Genomic DNA, 16,964 nt, shown 5'->3' with positions numbered 1-16,964 from the left:
ATTTGGCTAGTACTGAAATGGAAGTTCTCTACCCTTCACTTGCGACCCTCAGCTCATTCAGAGTGAAAAAGGTCGCGGGGGCTATCCTTGTTGCGTTGCCTCTGGTTTGTCATACAGGTATGGCGCAAGCATCTCCCTGGCTGGAAGCCTCTGACCCTTTCCTTCGCTCCGATTTAACCCAGCTCTCAGACGCCGGGCTATTGAGTGCGCCCGTGAATCATTTTCCTCTTCGCTGGTCTGCCATTGGTGATTGTCTTGACAACGCCAGGAAAGATTCAAATCAGCGCGCTGAACGCCATGTGAGTTATGCCATGGCCTCAGCCCAGTATAGCCGCGGTAACCGAAGTGCCAAATTTGTTTTTGGTAACGAAATGCCAGGCTCTACCGGATTTGGGCAGTTCAGCAAAGACAAGTGGGGCGCATTCGCAAGTTACGAGCACTTATCCAACAGTTTTGCCTTTCGTGTAACCACAGGTTACAGCGACTACAACGGTGACCAGGAGGTGGTGTGGGATGACAGCTACATCTCCCTGAACGCAGGCGCATGGCTGTTTTCCGTCGGCAGCCTGGACCGCTGGTGGGGCCAGGGCTGGCAACATAACCTGATTTTAGGCTCGTTCGCCCAATCGGTACCTGAAGCCAGCGTAAGCTACATTGGTGAAAACGACTTCCTGGGTGGCTGGAGCCTGGAAGCACTGGCGGGTATGCCAGAAGATGCAGCCCAGGAGCACCACAGCGCCGCCCGCTTTGTCGCTAAACCCTTCAGTATGTTTGAATTTGGCCTGACTTACCAAACCTGGTTCGATGGCACTCAATTAAAAGACAGCGACAAGCAAACCGCTTTCGATGCAAAGTTCTCTTTGCCACATCTGAATGGCCTGTACCACAGCGTATACACAGAGCTGGCTTCAACATCCAATACATCGGAGCTCGGTGCTTACCTGATGGGCTGGAGCGGCCAGTTCGACGCCGCCAACCAAACATGGCGCATCGTACTAGAAAAACAGCAATCGACAGACGCCAAAAAAGAAACCGAACAAAACCAGGCCGCGCACTGGAACAAAGGCAGCTACCCAGCTTTCAACAATCAAGCTGCCCGCAACACCTATTTATTAGACGACAGCACCTCAGCCGCGTTATACGTTCAAATGGAAAACGACCATAACCTGAGCCTGGTATGGCAGGAATCAAACTATTCAAACGACACCTTAACCAGCACCAACGCCACCTACCGCCTCCCGGCACTGGCAGGCATGCTCCATTTTGGTATCGGGTACAGCAAACAGACAAACGACAAGAACCAGACCAATGTTTGGACTGGGTATGAGTTTCGATTTTAATGTTTTAGAAACTAGAAACTAGAAACTAGAAACTAGAAACTAGAAACTAGAAACTAGAAACTAGAAACTAGAAACTAGAAGAGCAAAGAGCGGGACGAGCGCTTTTGTCTTTTGCTCTTATAGGAGCGAAGCGATCTAGTTTCTAGAAGCGCAGCGCCATAGTCCATTTCATCACTTTCAAAAAAAAACTGAACCACAAACCATGCATAACACCTTAAAAACACGTTTCATCACCCTTTGCATCGCAGGTGCTGCCAGTGCTGGTGCGTTCGCAGCTCAGCCAACTGCTGCGCAAATGGCCCAGTTTCAGGCGCTGCCAAAAGCGCAGCAAGAGCAGCTTGCACGTCAATATGGCGTAGATTTAAACAGCTTAAAAACGGGTAACAGTGCCGGAAGCAACAAAGTGCAAACCGAAGTGGAAGCACCAAAGCGCAGTACAGAAGCAACGCATGCCGTTAAACAGAAAGTGCCTGAGAAAGTCACTCAGAAAGGCAGCGAACTAAAAGCCTTTGGTTATAACGTGCTTAGCGGTAAAGCCACCTCATTTACCCCTGTCGACAGCCTGCCTGTACCACTTGATTACGTGATGGAAGCGGGTGATGAGATTAAAGTTCAGCTGTATGGCAAAACCAGTGAAGAGCTAAGCTTAACCATCGACCGTGAAGGTAAAGTGTACTTCCCGGACTTTGGCCCCGTACCTGTCGCAGGTCAAACCTTTGCTCAAATGCGCCAGCAAATCGTTAACCTGGTTGAACAGAAAGTCATCGGCGTAGATGTTGTGGTCTCTATGGGGGCGATGCGTAGCATGCAGGTTTACATTGTAGGTGAAACCGGCCAGCCGGGTGCGTACAACGTCAACGGCTTAACTACAGTTACCCAGGCTTTGATCGCCAGTGGTGGCGTGCTGGAAACCGGCAGCCTGCGTAACATCCAGCTTAAACGTAAAGGCAAAACTGTTTCCACATTAGATCTTTACGAGCTGCTTATTAACGGTGATACCACTAACGATGTACGCTTGTTAGCAGGAGATACCCTTTTTGTTCCTGCCAAAACTTCAAGCATTTCAGTAGAAGGTGAAGTGTTGCGCCCTGCTGTTTATGAGCTGGGTAGCCGCACCACACTTGCTCAGTTACTTGAGCTTTCTGGTGGCGTATTGCCGCAAGCGTACCTTTCAAAAGTAAACGTGCGCCGCACCACCAATAAAGGTATGCAACAGTTCACGCTGGATCTTACTACGGCGAAGGGGCGTAACTTCCTGGTTCGATCTGGCGATGAAGTCGAAGTCGCTCGCTCATCACTAAACCTTACCAATGCCGTTGCTGTGCGTGGTGAGGTGATCCGCCAGGGAGCACTAAGCTACCAGAAAGGCATGAAGGTGACTGATGTGATCACTTCGGCTAAAGATGATTTAAAACAGAGTGCAGACTTAGATTACGCCTTAATCGTGCGAGAAGTAAACGCCAAGCGTGACATTGAAGTACTGCAATTTAATCTGGGAAACGCACTGCGTAACCCAAAATCTGAAGATAATATTAGTCTTAACGAGCGCGACCAAATCTTTGTATTTGATAACGGCCTGGAGCTGGAGTACTGGTATGGAGCGCAGATCAATAAAAAAGCCAATGCTGCCGATACTCAAAAGCTTATTACCAAAGAATCCATCGACTCTGAAACAGGCGCACTGGTCGTTGATGATAAAGCGCAAGAGCTTAATGTTCAGACGAAAAAAACCGTTTCTAAAGGCGAAAACATTCAGCAAACCAGCCGCGAAGCGCTGCTTAATCCGATCATTGAGCGCTTAAAAGCTCAGTCTTCCTTTGCTGAGCCTGCAAAGTTGGTAGAGGTCACTGGCGCGGTGAAGTTCCCGGGTACTTACCCACTGGTTAAAAATGGCGGCATCGAACAACTGATTTTGGCTGCTGGTGGTTTGCACGAACGTGCTTACTTAACTCAGGCTGAACTGACCCGCAGCATGCGCAAAGGCGAAAGCTATGCTTCAAAGCATTACCCATTTGCACTGGATAAAGCACTAAACGGCGAGAAAAGCATCGAGCTGCAAGCCCAGGACCACATCGTGATCAAGACTCAGCCAAACTGGCAACAAGGCATGATGATTGAACTGCAGGGTGAAGTGGTTTTCCCGGGTACTTATACTTTTGAGCGCGGAGAAACCTTGCAGGACATCATCCAGCGTGCGGGTGGCTTGACCAAGTTTGCCTACGCAGACGGTGCGGTATTTAGCCGTGAACGCCTGAAGCGCCAGGAACAAGAGCGCCTACGCCTCCTGAACGCTCAGCTTAAGCAGGAGATCGGCAGTCTTTCACTGCGTCGCCAAAACTCATCTGCAACCTATACCACACCACCTTCAGAGGCGATGGATATCGCTGACGAGCTGGCGAAAGTAGAAGCAATGGGCCGTTTGGTTATTGACCTGCCTAAAGCAATAGCCGGTGATGAAGTTGCCGACATCATGCTGGAGAAGGGTGACAAACTTTACGTACCGGCGAAAAATCCGGTGATTAGCGTAATGGGTGAAGTGCAATTTGCATCTAACCACACTTACCAGCCAGGCATGACGGTTGAGCAGTACTTAGAAACGGCAGGCGGCACCAAGAAACAAGCCGACACTGACCGCATTTACGTAGTCCGTGCCAACGGCTCAGTAATGATGCCAAACAACTCTTTCTGGTTCAGCCGCAAAGATAAACCACTGGCACCAGGCGACACGATCATCGTTCCAATCGACACCGACTACCTGGATGGCTTGAGTACGCTAACTTCAGCAACTCAAATCCTTTACCAGATTGGTGTAGCCTGGAAAGCTGTTAAAGACTAACAGTGCGTAAAAAAGGTGAAGTGAGTAAGGTTGCTTCACCTTTGTTTAATACAATAAGTTAAGGTGCTTTCGCTATTATAGAAGCTAGAAGCTAGAAGCTAGAAGCTATAAGGGAGAGTACTGTGCTTTTTGAAAATCTGGATGTTTGGAAGCGGTCTAGTCGCTTGTGTTGCGACATTATGGAAGAGTTTGAAACCAGTCGTAACTTTGCTTTGAAAGACCAAATTTATCGTTCTTCATTGTCTATCCCTTCAAATATAGCTGAAGGTGAAGAGCGAGAAACACTGAAAGAGAAAATACGCTTTTACTATTACGCGAAAGGCTCTTGCGGAGAAGTAGTCACGCAGTTACAAATTGCAGTGAAAACCTCTCACATGAAAAAGCAAGAAGGTCTAAGGCTACTCAAAGAAGCCAAAGAAATCGCCAAAATTCTCGCCACCATCATCCAAAAAGACAAAAACAAAATTAAAGCAGGAACTAGAAGCTGATCTTGATTTGCTTATATTGTCTCTAGAAGCAAAGCGATCTAGTCTCTAGTCTCTAAAGTTTAATACAACTGAGGAAAACCAAGAACACAGAACCTATAACACCGACGATCCGCTCTCGCTCTTATAGTCTCTAGTTTCTAGTTTCTAGTTTCTCTATGAACCAAATACCTAACAATCAACAAAACACACCATACCCATACCCCCCACAATACACCCCACCTCCAGCCACCGACGAAATCGATCTCCGCGAGCTCTTCAAAGCCCTATGGAAAGGCAAGTGGGTAGTTATTTTAACCACTTTCATTTTCGCAGTTGGCGGTGTGCTGTTCGCTCTATCCCAACCCAACACCTACAAAGCAACAGCAGTACTAGCTTCTGCAAGCGATGGCGGAAAAAGCGGTATGGCAGCCATGGCAGCACAGTTCGGTGGCTTGGCATCACTAGCTGGGATCAACATAGGTGGTAGTAGTGGAACAGACAATAAAGCAATGGCGCTGGCAGTATTGCAATCTCGCCAGTTCATTAATGCCTTTGTTCACAAACACGATTTACTTGTGCCGCTCATAGCTGCAACAGAGTGGAATAAAGGATCTGGCGAGTTAGAGTTAGATCCTGAGCTATATGATGTAAATACCAAACAGTGGGTACGTGAAGTAAAACCTGGAGACTCAGTTGTCCCAACTGACTGGGAAGCTTATAAAGCATTTAAAAAAGTACTATCAACATCCGAAGCGAAAGATACTGGTTTAGTTACTCTGGACGTAACTCACTTTTCACCAGTCGTTGCGCAGCAATGGGTAGAGTTGTTAGTTAAGGATCTTAATGCTTGGATGAAAGAAAAATCTCTAAATGAAACTAAGCGTAATATTGGTTACTTAGAGCAGCAGTTAGATAAAACTAAAATCTCTGATATGCGCTCAGTGTTCTTTCAGCTAATTGAAGAGCAAACGAAAAACCTGATGCTGGCGGAAGTTGAAACAGAATTTGCCTTCAAAACTATAGATCCAGCGGTTGTCCCGGAAGAAAAAGCAGGTCCTAAGCGTGCACTGATTTGCGTGCTTGCAACGCTACTTGGTGGCATGCTTGGGATAGCTTTAGTCTTAGTTCGGTTTGCTTTTAGAAAAGAAGAGAAGTAATGCAATACAACGTAGATATTCAACCTGCTGGTGTAAGTTATAAAACAGAAGATAACTTGCTAGATGATGCAATAGCACAATCAGTTCCTCTAGAACACAGCTGTAAAACTGGTGATTGTGGTATGTGTAGCGCTTCTGTGATTTCAGGAAGTGTAGAAAATGAGAAAGGTGAGGTTGTTGAGCGGGGAGATATCTTGACGTGTCAGTCAAAAGCACTCTCTGATATAACTTTGCAAGCAAACTACTACCCCGAGTTAGTTGATATCAAGCAACAAACACTTCCTTGTAAAGTTGCTGAGTTTGAACTGGTTACAGATGATATTGTTGTGATTAAGTTTCGCTTTCCCCCAACTGCAAAGTTCGACTATTTACCAGGACAGTATGTAGATGTAAGCTTTAAGGGCATTAAACGAAGCTATTCGATCGCTAACGCTAAATCTGAAACTCAAGTGCTAGAGTTACATATTCGTAAGGTTCCCAATGGGCAAATGTCCCAGCTGTTGTTTGATGATTTAAAAGTAAATCAACTAATGCGGCTAGAAGGCCCCAAAGGTACATTTTTTGTTCGTGATAACGAGAAGCCTTTGATACTTCTTGCTGGCGGTACGGGTATTGCGCCAATAAAAGCTATAGTTGAAGAATTAAGAGCCAACGAAGACTCAAGGCCTGTTCACGTTTATTGGGGGATGCCTACTAAACATGGGTTCTACCTTCCCGAGTTGACTTTGCTTTCTGAACAAATTGAGGACTTTCACTATACTCCCGTTTGCTCAGGCGATACAGAAAACTGGTTTGGACGAACAGGTTTGGTTCACGAGGCTGTGTGTCAAGATTTTGACTTGTTAGAAAGTTATCAAGTTTACGCTTGTGGCTCACCAGTAATGATTGAAGCCGCAAAAAAAGATTTCATAGAGAAGGGGCTACAAAGTGACGCTTTCTTTTCTGATGCATTTACCCCCGCAAAATAATTAAGAGTTAGTTGGAGATAACTATGAAAGCAGTCATTCTCGCTGGTGGCTTAGGAACGCGCCTAAGTGAAGAAACCTCAGTTAAGCCTAAGCCGATGGTTGAAATTGGTGGTAAACCAATTCTGTGGCACATAATGAAACAATATTCAGCGCACGGTATCAATGACTTTATTATTTGCTGTGGTTATAAAGGCTATGTGATCAAGGAGTACTTTGCTAATTACTTCTTACATATGTCTGATGTGACGTTTGATATGCAAAATAATGAAATGAAAGTGCATCGCAATCATGCCGAACCATGGACAGTGACTTTAGTTGATACTGGTGATAGGTCTATGACTGGTGGTCGCCTGGGTCGTGTTGCGGATTACGTAAAAAACGAAGAGGCATTCTGTTTTACTTATGGTGATGGTGTGGGGGATATTGATATTTCAAAGACCATTGATTTCCACAAGACACACGGTAAAAAAGCGACACTAACAGCTACGTTCCCTCCTGGCCGTTTTGGTGCACTTGATATTCAATCGGGTAAAGTAAATAGCTTTAAAGAAAAACCAAAAGGTGATGGAGCTATGATTAATGGCGGCTTCTTTGTTTTGTCTCCTGCAGTGCTTGATTACATTGATGGTGATGCTTGTGTTTGGGAGCAATACCCGCTAAATCAACTTGCTGAAGATGACGAATTAATGGCGTATGAGCACCACGGTTTTTGGCAGCCGATGGACACACTCCGCGATAAAGTGCATTTAGAAGAGCTATGGCAAGCAGGCAAAGCACCTTGGAAAATCTGGGAGTAACTGATGAATCCGAAATTCTGGCAAGGTAAGCGAGTTTTTATTACAGGTCATACAGGATTTAAAGGTGGCTGGTTATCCCTGTGGCTCCAAGAAATGGGGGCGCTAGTTAAAGGATACTCTCTTCCTGCACCTACAGAGCCTAGCTTATTTGAAGAAGCCAAAGTTTGGGCTGAAATGGGCACAGAAGAAGGCGATATTCGGGACTTTACTCATCTTCGCCAGGTGATGGCGGAGTTTAAGCCGGAAATTGTTTTTCACATGGCTGCTCAACCTTTAGTTCGTCTTTCCTATGATGAGCCAATGGAAACCTACTCAACGAATGTGATGGGGACAGTGTACTTGCTCGAGGCGGTAAAGCAAGTTGGTGGGGTCAAAGCCGTTGTAAACATTACTTCTGATAAATGTTATGAGAATCGGGAGTGGGTGTGGGGCTACCGTGAAGATGAAGCAATGGGGGGGTATGACCCATACAGCAATAGTAAGGGTTGTGCTGAATTAGTGGCGTCTTCTTATCGCCAGTCTTTCTTCAACAAAGATAGATATCATGAGCATGGCTGCGCTCTTGCTTCGGTAAGAGCAGGTAATGTCATAGGCGGAGGTGACTGGGCTGATGATCGCCTCATTCCAGATATGCTTAAAGCTTTTTCTGAAGGTCGCAGTGTAGAGATCCGTAGCCCACACGCTATTCGCCCTTGGCAGCATGTTTTAGAACCGCTTTCTGGTTACATTACAATTGCTGAGCACTTATATGAGCATGGCCCAGAGTTTGCGGAAGGATGGAACTTTGGACCAAAAGAAGAAGATGCCAAACCAGTAGAGTGGATCGTAGATAAGCTTTCAACTTTGTGGGGGGAAGGTGCTTCTTGGCACTTAAGCGAAGGTGAGCACCCTCATGAAGCTCACTACCTAAAACTTGATTGCTCAAAAGCAAAAATGCGCCTCAACTGGCAGCCAGTATGGAGCTTAGAGCAAACACTGGCCAGAATTGTAAACTGGCAAAAAGCCTGGATTACAAAACAAGATATGAAGCAATATACTTTGCAAGAAATTAAAGATTACATGACAGCAAAAGCGGGAACAAAGTAATGTCAAAAGAACAGTTAAGAACTCAGATTGCTGAGCTTGTAGAACAGTACGCAGCACTTGAATATGCACCTAAAGATTTTGTTGGTGGTGAAACAGTTGTTCCCCCTTCAGGTAAAGTACTTGGCGCAAATGAGTTAAAAATGATGGTAGAAGCATCGTTAGATGGCTGGTTAACCACTGGACGTTTTAACGACGCGTTTGAAAAGCGCTTAGGCGACTACCTAGGTGTACCTTACGTATTGACGACTACATCTGGCTCTTCTGCAAACCTTTTGGCGATGACTGCGCTGACATCACCTAAATTAGGCGAACGTCAGTTGAAGCCTGGTGATGAAGTGATCACTGTTGCAGCTGGCTTCCCAACCACAGTTAACCCAACTATCCAGAATGGTTTAGTACCAGTTTTTGTGGATGTCGATATTCCGACTTATCAAATTAAACCTGAAATGATTGAAGCTGCTGTTTCTGAGAAAACTAAAGCGATTATGGTAGCGCATACCTTGGGTAATGTTTTTGACTTAACAGAAGCGCGCCGTGTAGCAGATAAATACAACCTTTGGTTAATTGAAGATTGCTGTGATGCTCTGGGCTCTACGTACAATGGCCAGATGGTAGGCACTTTTGGTGATATCGCAACTGTAAGTTTCTACCCTGCTCACCATATTACTATGGGTGAAGGTGGTGCCGTGTTTACTAAAGACAATGAACTTCGCAAGTTGATTGAGTCTTTCCGTGACTGGGGACGTGATTGTTACTGTGCACCAGGTTGTGATAACACTTGCAAAAAGCGTTTTGATCAACAACTGGGTTCTTTGCCACATGGTTACGATCACAAGTACACATACTCTCATTTAGGTTACAACCTAAAGATTACAGACATGCAAGCGGCTTGTGGCCTTGCTCAGATGGATCGTGTTGAAGAGTTAGTGCAAGCCCGCAAAGATAATTATGCCTACTTAAAGGAGGGGTTAGCTTCCTGTGAAGAGTTTATCATTCTTCCTGAAGCAACCGAAAACTCTGACCCTTCTTGGTTTGGTTTTCCTATTACTATTCGAGAAGATGCCGGAATTGAACGAGTTGACTTGCTGAAGTTCATGGACCAGTTCAAAATTGGAACTCGCTTGCTGTTTGCCGGTAACTTGACGCGTCAGCCATATTTCGAAAAAGTGGAATATCGTGTAGTAGGCGATTTAACTAACACTGATCTTATTATGAACAATACATTTTGGATTGGTGTTTACCCAGGGCTAACTGAAGAACATTTGAACTTTGTAATCGAGAAGTTTGAAGAGTTCTTTGGTGTGAACTTTTAACTTAACTTTAAATGGGAAGGGAGGTAATACTCCCTTAATTACAAGATGAAAGTTTTGATAACAGGAGCATCTGGTTACCTTGGTAGCCAACTCGTAGATAAACTATCTGAAAAATGGGAAATAACAGCGTTAGTTCGTTCAAGTTCTTCCAGAAAACGAGTTGAGAACTCAATAGCAAGAATAGTATCAGGTGATTCATTCCTAGAGATGGATGAGATTTTTAAAGCTGTAAAACCAGATGTTGTTATTAATACGGTCGCTAGTTATGGAAGAAAACCAGATTCCTTGATGGAATTGATAGATTCCAACATACACTATCCGTGTCAGATACTCTCTTTATCGAAAAGGTACGGGGTCAAGGCTATTATTAATGTCGGCACATCATTGCCTGATAACCTGTCTAGTTACTCTCTTACTAAAAATTCATTTGTTAAAATAGCCAACTTACAAGACCTGGGCAACACTAAGTTTATAAATGTAGCGCTAGAGCATTTTTATGGAGTTGGTGATGATACTAACAAGTTTATTAGTTATGTCATCCAAAAGTGTATTTCTAATGAGGATATAGAGTTAACCGACGGTTACCATAGGCGTGATTTTGTTCATATTCGTGATGTAATTTCTGCCTTTGAAAGGATAGTGTTATCCCTTGATGAGTTGGATGACAATGAAACTATTTCATTAGGCTCCGGAAGTGCGCGAAGTATTCGCGAAGTAGTTGAAAGAATCCATAGAACCTCCCAGTCAAGTTCAGTATTGAAATTTGGCGCTGTACCAATGAGGGATAATGAGCTGGAGTGTTTATGCGCGGATACCCATCGTCTTAACGAATTAGGGTGGGTGTGTGGTACTAATCTGGAAGAAGGTATTGCTGATGTTGTTCACAAGACGCGCGAGTTGAGTGTTCCAGATAAAGATTGACTTGCTGTTATGTTATTTGCCATGAACACTAATTTATATGGTTACTAATAATATCCGTATCGCGACATTTTACTTGGTGAATTATATCAGCATTTTGGTTTTTTAATATGGAACCATATATAATGCCAGACCTCAATAACAGGTTTATCCTAGTTTACAATCAGTTGAAATAAATGGATGCAGCGTATCCTATGCATTATGATTATATATGAAAGTGATTCTCAGTAAGCCTATATCACATATAAGAGAAATGGGGCTTCAAAAGGTCGCAAAGAACTTTGGCTGGCTTTTTTTTGACAAAGCTATAAGGTTATTTCTTGGCTTCTTTATAAGTGTTTTAGTGGCGCGATTTTTGGGGGCTGAATATTACGGGCAGTTGTCATTTGCTTTAGCTTTTACAGCTTTTTTTCAAGCACTATCGAACTTTGGTGTAGATTCGATAGTTGTCCGAGATATGTCAAGGAACAAGGATGGAGCCGGGCGAATCTTAAGTGATGTGCTGGTATTGAAGTTATTTACTTCAATTATGTGTGTATGCCTAGGAATGTTGGTTTTATTCGGTTATGTGAAGGAGCATATTGTTGTAAACACTATAGTGCTATCCTCGGTGTTTTTTTCAATAGGCAATGTTGTTGACTTATTGTTTCAAAGTAAAAGCGCTAGTCGATTGACTGTCATTTCAAAGATTAAATCATATTTAATATGTATGGTGTTAAAAGTATCAGTTATAGTGTTTTCGCTAGAACCGATATTAATATTTGCGATATTCTCTTTTGAGGTGCTCTTATCCTCGATCTTCCTTATAAAAAGATTTTTGGATCTTCATGATTCTAACTCGATATTTAAAGGTTTTAGGCTAACTTATATAAAGGAATTGGTGGCAGAATCTTGGCCCTTAGCGATTTCAAGTGTTTCTATTATAGTTTTCATGAAGGCTGGAATTTTCTTTATAGAGAAGTTTCTTGGTTTTGATGCTGTAGGTGTATACTCTGTTGGGGTTACACTAGCTGAAATATCATATATATTTCCAACCTTACTGTTAACTAGCTTTGCTCCAATAATAGCCAATGCAAAAAGTAAAAGTGAAAGTGAGTACTTACTACAGACCAAATCGTTTTTTAGAATAATGTATATATGTGCATTGATAGGAGCGTCTGTTTTTGGTGTAATAGGCTATTTTGCTATTCCATATATTTATGGGGCTGAGTATTACCAGAGTAAGTTTATATTTTCAGTCCACGTTTTCACATTGATTCCGGTTGCTTTAGGGTGTGCTCAGTCTCTCTGGTTAGTTAATGAAAACAAAACTAAGGTTGTACTATGGCAGACTTTGTCGGCTGCAATAGTGAGTACAATACTGAACACTATTTTAATTGGTAAGTTTGGTGTTATAGGTGCGGCATACGCAACTCTGTTAACTCAAGTTTTCCAAGTTTTATTTGTAACCTTCTTTTTATCTAGAAACTTGTTCCAACTGACATGGCGAACAGTTCTCTTTAGGTGATAGCAATGCAAGTAGATTTAAGTATCTGTATTCCTACAATGAATAGGCCTGAATATTTGATGGCAGCAATTAAATCTATTGTTAGTCAAAAAAACAATAGTATGCACATTGAGTTATGCATATCAAATAATTGCTCTGAAGCTGATTATAGTAAGACTGAGGCGTATCTGGATGGTGAGGTCTCAAAATTATTTTCAGTTAAGTATTGTAAGCAAAAGGTTAGGCTTGATTTGGATGAGCATATGCACTTTGTTACAGACATGGCTTCTGGAAGTTACATTTACTTTCTTGGTGATGATGATTATTTTGAGAACGATGCTTTTGATACAATAGCTGACCTGATCAAGGTGAAAGAGATAGATCTTGCAGTGTTTAATGCTAATAGGGTCGATGGAAAAGGAAATACGTTAGGTAGGTCACTAGACGTCAAGCAGCGAAATTATGATTGTGCGGAAGAAGCTTTTTTGGAGTTGAAGGGCGCTTCCACATTTGGAGCTGTACTGGTTAAAAAAGAGCATGTAAAGTCAGAATACTTTAAGGGGCTATATGGTGGGAGCCATGCATATGTATGCTTTTGGGTGCAAATTTTAAATAATTTGGATAAAGCATATAAAATTATAGTTCCAGAATATGCGGTAGTAAACTTAAGAATGGCTGAGAAAAATTATAACTTGGTCAAAGTATATTATGAAGATATTCCTCGCCACCAAGCTATGTTCAGAGAATTATTAACTAGTGAACGTGCAAAATACCTTATAGATAAAAGGATTGATAGTATAACTAATGAGACCAAGTCATTTGGTTTTAAAGTGAACTTGTATAGAAAAGGCGTGGGATATCAAGAGGTGCCTTCAAAAACAATAAATGAGAAGATTGTTAATGCCATTTCGTATTTGTTGTCTATGGAGCCCATCTATAAATTTGCCATTTATACATGTCGAACCTTTAGGTTAAAATAGTGTTGTGCTTGCTATTTAAGTAAAAGGTCATATTGGTCAGTTAAATTTATGCGGGAAAAGAAGTTAATGGAAGTTAAAAGCAAAGATAACTACGTCGACATGTTGGAATCATTTATTTTTGATAGATTGTCGAAAGAAGACTATAAAACTATTAATATAAGCTCCAAGAAATTGCTGACCTGGAACAGACTAGATCTTGGTTTCAAGCTTGCGTATTTAGACTTGAAAGACAAAAATCCCGATTTAGCAAGAGAAATGTACTATAATGATATTAAGGCTCAGACATTGGGATCTTTCATTGAGTACGGAGATGAAAAAAATAAAAATGGATTTGATAAATACCTCTTATCTTTTGAAAATACATACTTGAGTATTCAAAAGCATGGTTTCAAATCCAGCGAATCGGTTTTACCATTATCTCGTAGCGCAAGTATAATAAATGGTTCTCACCGCGTTGCTAGTGCGATTAAGATGAATAAAGAAGTCAGTGCAATCATGACCGAAGAAGCTGACATGATCGTTGACTACAAATATTATACTGAAAGGGATGTTAATAGAAACAAAGTTGAATTTGCCGTCGAAAAATTTATTGAATATTCAGATGATGACCTGCATATAGCATTTTTGTGGCCGTCTGGTAAGGGATTTAAGACTGAAGTGGAAAGTTTGTTTTCCAATGTGGTATATAAGAAAAGTATAAAGCTCACCCCTAAAGGGGCCTTTAACTTGTTAGTTGAGTTATATAAACATATGGACTGGACTGGGTCACTGGAAAATGACTACAAAGGAATTGAACAAAAACTTATTGAGTGTTTCCCATTATTTTCAGAGTTTACAGTTATCTTGTTCCAGTCTGAAAGTTTTGACAATGTACTGGAAGTAAAGAAAAGGGTTAGAGATATTTACGGAATAGGGTATAGTTCAATCCATATAACAGACACCAAGGAAGAAGCCATTAGAGTTGGCCACTTGTTGTTCAATGATAATGGTTTCCATTTTTTGAATTATGCCGACCCAATAAAATATAAGGGAACAATTAAAGAGATAGTGGGGTTTAAATGTTTCCTTAAGAAAAATAATATTAGCTTGGACGATGTTATATTGGATGGGAGTACGGTTTTATCTCTTTATGGTTATAGAAAGAATCAAGACGTTGACTTTATAGCCAGTAGTAAATGTCCGATTGAGAATGTAGAAGGAGAGTTTGAAAGTCATGATGATCAATTGCTCTACCATAAGAAAGACAAGGAAGAACTAATCTACAATCCCGATAATTACTTTATATATAATGGGGTTAAGTTTGTATCCTTTTCTCAATTATATGCAATGAAGTCGGTAAGAAAGGAGAATAAAGATGTTATCGATTGTAGGATTATGAGGGCATCGATTGAAGGGAATGTTTTTCAAGAAGTTGTATCAAAGTTAAGACAAAAAGTTTTGTATCTAAAAATAAAGCTCTCAAGGGCACTACTTGTTTTTGCTATGCGATTATTCAAAGATATTGGGCTATACAATCATGCTAGAACCCTGTATCGTCTTGTTATTAAGAGAAATAGATAATGAAAGTTCTTATTGTCAACACATCTGATATAGACGGCGGAGCGGCAAGAGCTGCATATCGGCTTCATGAGTCTCTCTTGAATGAAGGTATTGATAGCGAAGTGCTTGCTAATTATAAAAGTAGTGATGCTGCTTCGGTGGACGTAGTCACTAGCAGCCCATTCAAGATAGCCAAAGCGAAACTATCCTCAATGTTGGATAGATTAAAGCTCAAAAAATACAAAACAAAAACTCAGACCCTTTTTTCTCCAGGCTACTATTCTAGTCATGATGCAGTAAAAATGATTAATGAAAAAAAGCCCGATATCGTTCATTTGCATTGGGTCAACCATGGTATGTTGAGTATTGAAGATATTGCAAATATAGATGCTCCTGTGGTTTGGTCTATTCATGACATGTGGTTGTTTACAGGGGGGTGTCATTATGATGAAAATTGTGGAGCTTACAAATTATCGTGTGGAAACTGTAAAGTACTAGGCTCAAACTTGGAAATAGATTTAAGTAGAAAGGTTTATCTTAGAAAGAAAAAATTGCTCGAAAATAAGAGTGATATTACAGTTGTCGGCTTGAGTAAATGGATTGCATCTTCAGCCAAGAGTAGCTCGTTATTTAAAAATAGATTCATTGTCAATATCCCTAATCCAATTGACACAACCAGGTTTTGCCTGTCAGATTCAGAGGTGGCTAGGAAGTTGTGGGGATTACCGCTAGATAAGAAACTAGTCCTGTTTGGAGCGATGGGAGCAACAAGTGACCCAAGGAAAGGTTACTTAGAGTTAGTAAATGCTCTCAGTATGCTTAATACCCAAAATATCGAATTTGTCGTATTTGGCTCCAGCCAGCCTAAAAGTCCACCAGACCTTGGATGCAAAATACATTATGTAGGTTCGCTTCACGACGATATTAGCTTAGTTACACTATATAACGCAGTGGATGTTATGGTTGTTCCATCAAAACAAGAAAATTTGTCAAATGCAATTATGGAGAGCCTTTCTTGTGGTACTCCTGTCGTCGCTTTTGATATTGGTGGTAACTCAGATTTAATTGAGCATATGGTTGATGGCTACCTTGCTAAGTCGGCCGACGTGCCTGATTTAGCAACGGGTATAGAGTGGGTCATATATAACGATGGTTATGATAAACTCAAGGATAATGCTAGAACGAGCGTATTGAGAAAGTTTGATAGTACCGTTGTTTCCAAGAAGTATATTCAGCTTTATCATAAAATAATTGGTGGCGTTGAATTATAGCTTTGATTTAAGATTGTTGGTTTTGTGTATTTGTGAGAAAAGTTGTGGGACAAAATAAAGCTAAGGTCTCGGTCATAACGGTAGTTTATAATGGCGAGTCAGAAATAGAGGAAACTATTAGATCGGTACTATGTCAGACTTATGATAATATAGAGTACTTGATTATCGATGGATTATCATCTGATAATACACTGAACGTTATTAATAAGTATAAGAATGACATTGATTTAGTGGTAAGTGAGCGTGATAATGGGATTTATGACGCAATGAACAAAGGAGTTTCCTTAGCAAAAGGCGACTATGTTATATTTATGAATGCAGGTGACTCATTTTTTGAATGCGATACTGTCGAACATGCTTTTGGTACCAGTTCAGAACTTTTAAAATGTGATCTTATATATGGTGGTCACTGTGTTAAATATCCTGATGGTAGAAAGGTTTTGAACTCACCAGAACATGTTGGTAACGCTAAAGTATTAATGAAAATGCCTTTTTGTCATCAATCTTTGTTTGCTCGTCGGGAGCTGTGTGTAAATTATCCATTTGATACTAATTTTAGGATTGCTGCCGATTTTGACTTTGTTCAGAACTGTTTCTTCGACGGGGTCAAAATAACGAAAGTTAGTGAGGTTATCTCAACTATAACAAGCGGCGGGCTGTCTGATGAAGAACGATGTCGAACATGGGAAGAGTATGAACGCGTATTTCTTAAGTTTAATGAACGCACTGTTTTTAGCTGTTTATTCTATCAGTATAAAAAGAAACTTGAGTTTTTCAAAAAGTACGCTAAGAAGTTCTTGAAATAG

At 41.5% G+C, this 16,964-nt stretch carries 14 protein-coding genes; all 14 read left to right on the top strand.

Annotated elements, in window-relative coordinates; all coding sequences use genetic code 11:
- Nucleotides 1-17: 17 nt before the first annotated feature.
- The 14 genes from ACVB80_RS19285 to ACVB80_RS19220 all read left to right on the top strand — a co-directional run bounded on the left by ACVB80_RS19285 (nucleotide 18) and on the right by ACVB80_RS19220 (nucleotide 16,964).
- Nucleotides 18-1,340 carry a capsule assembly Wzi family protein gene (locus ACVB80_RS19285; RefSeq protein ID WP_481082912.1) on the top strand — a complete coding sequence of 441 codons (1,323 nt, stop codon included), beginning with the start codon at nucleotides 18-20 and terminating at the stop codon, nucleotides 1,338-1,340.
- Between the two features lie 202 nt (nucleotides 1,341-1,542).
- Entirely contained in the window at nucleotides 1,543-4,176 is a 2,634-nt protein-coding gene (locus ACVB80_RS19280; protein ID WP_481082911.1) for an SLBB domain-containing protein, read from the top strand.
- 122 nt (nucleotides 4,177-4,298) lie between these two features.
- Nucleotides 4,299-4,664, top strand: a complete 366-nt coding sequence (locus ACVB80_RS19275; RefSeq protein WP_481082910.1) for a four helix bundle protein — start codon at nucleotides 4,299-4,301, stop codon at nucleotides 4,662-4,664.
- Between the two features lie 155 nt (nucleotides 4,665-4,819).
- A complete protein-coding gene (locus tag ACVB80_RS19270) occupies nucleotides 4,820-5,800 on the top strand; it encodes a Wzz/FepE/Etk N-terminal domain-containing protein (protein WP_481082909.1) in 981 nt (326 codons plus the stop codon).
- Entirely contained in the window at nucleotides 5,800-6,768 is a 969-nt protein-coding gene (locus tag ACVB80_RS19265; protein WP_481082908.1) for a CDP-6-deoxy-delta-3,4-glucoseen reductase, read from the top strand. The genes ACVB80_RS19270 and ACVB80_RS19265 overlap by 1 nt, the downstream gene beginning before the upstream one ends.
- Nucleotides 6,769-6,791: 23 nt before the next feature.
- Entirely contained in the window at nucleotides 6,792-7,565 is a 774-nt protein-coding gene (gene rfbF / locus ACVB80_RS19260) for a glucose-1-phosphate cytidylyltransferase (RefSeq protein ID WP_481082907.1), read from the top strand.
- Between the two features lie 3 nt (nucleotides 7,566-7,568).
- Entirely contained in the window at nucleotides 7,569-8,651 is a 1,083-nt protein-coding gene (gene rfbG, locus ACVB80_RS19255) for a CDP-glucose 4,6-dehydratase (protein WP_481082906.1), read from the top strand.
- The gene (gene rfbH / locus ACVB80_RS19250) at nucleotides 8,651-9,964 is read left to right on the top strand and encodes a lipopolysaccharide biosynthesis protein RfbH (protein ID WP_481082905.1); all 1,314 of its coding nucleotides are present in this window, start codon (nucleotides 8,651-8,653) and stop codon (nucleotides 9,962-9,964) included. The genes rfbG and rfbH overlap by 1 nt, the downstream gene beginning before the upstream one ends.
- 45 nt (nucleotides 9,965-10,009) lie before the next feature.
- Nucleotides 10,010-10,885 (top strand): NAD-dependent epimerase/dehydratase family protein, encoded by an 876-nt coding sequence (locus ACVB80_RS19245; RefSeq protein WP_481082904.1) that lies wholly within the window; start codon nucleotides 10,010-10,012, stop codon nucleotides 10,883-10,885.
- A 208-nt stretch (nucleotides 10,886-11,093) separates the two neighbouring features.
- Nucleotides 11,094-12,389 (top strand): flippase, encoded by a 1,296-nt coding sequence (locus ACVB80_RS19240; RefSeq protein ID WP_481082903.1) that lies wholly within the window; start codon nucleotides 11,094-11,096, stop codon nucleotides 12,387-12,389.
- A gap of 5 nt (nucleotides 12,390-12,394) precedes the next feature.
- Entirely contained in the window at nucleotides 12,395-13,348 is a 954-nt protein-coding gene (locus ACVB80_RS19235; protein WP_481082902.1) for a glycosyltransferase family 2 protein, read from the top strand.
- A gap of 66 nt (nucleotides 13,349-13,414) precedes the next feature.
- Nucleotides 13,415-14,908: a hypothetical protein gene (locus ACVB80_RS19230; protein WP_481082901.1), complete on the top strand. Its 1,494-nt coding sequence runs from the start codon at nucleotides 13,415-13,417 to the stop codon at nucleotides 14,906-14,908.
- The gene (locus ACVB80_RS19225) at nucleotides 14,908-16,158 is read left to right on the top strand and encodes a glycosyltransferase family 4 protein (protein ID WP_481082900.1); all 1,251 of its coding nucleotides are present in this window, start codon (nucleotides 14,908-14,910) and stop codon (nucleotides 16,156-16,158) included. The genes ACVB80_RS19230 and ACVB80_RS19225 overlap by 1 nt, the downstream gene beginning before the upstream one ends.
- A gap of 44 nt (nucleotides 16,159-16,202) precedes the next feature.
- Entirely contained in the window at nucleotides 16,203-16,964 is a 762-nt protein-coding gene (locus tag ACVB80_RS19220; protein WP_481082899.1) for a glycosyltransferase family 2 protein, read from the top strand.

The organism is Vibrio sp. 9-16B-A1, assembly GCF_056726165.1.
The sequence above is the reverse complement of the archived record's forward strand: the minus strand, read 5'-3'. Positions and strand labels throughout refer to the sequence as shown.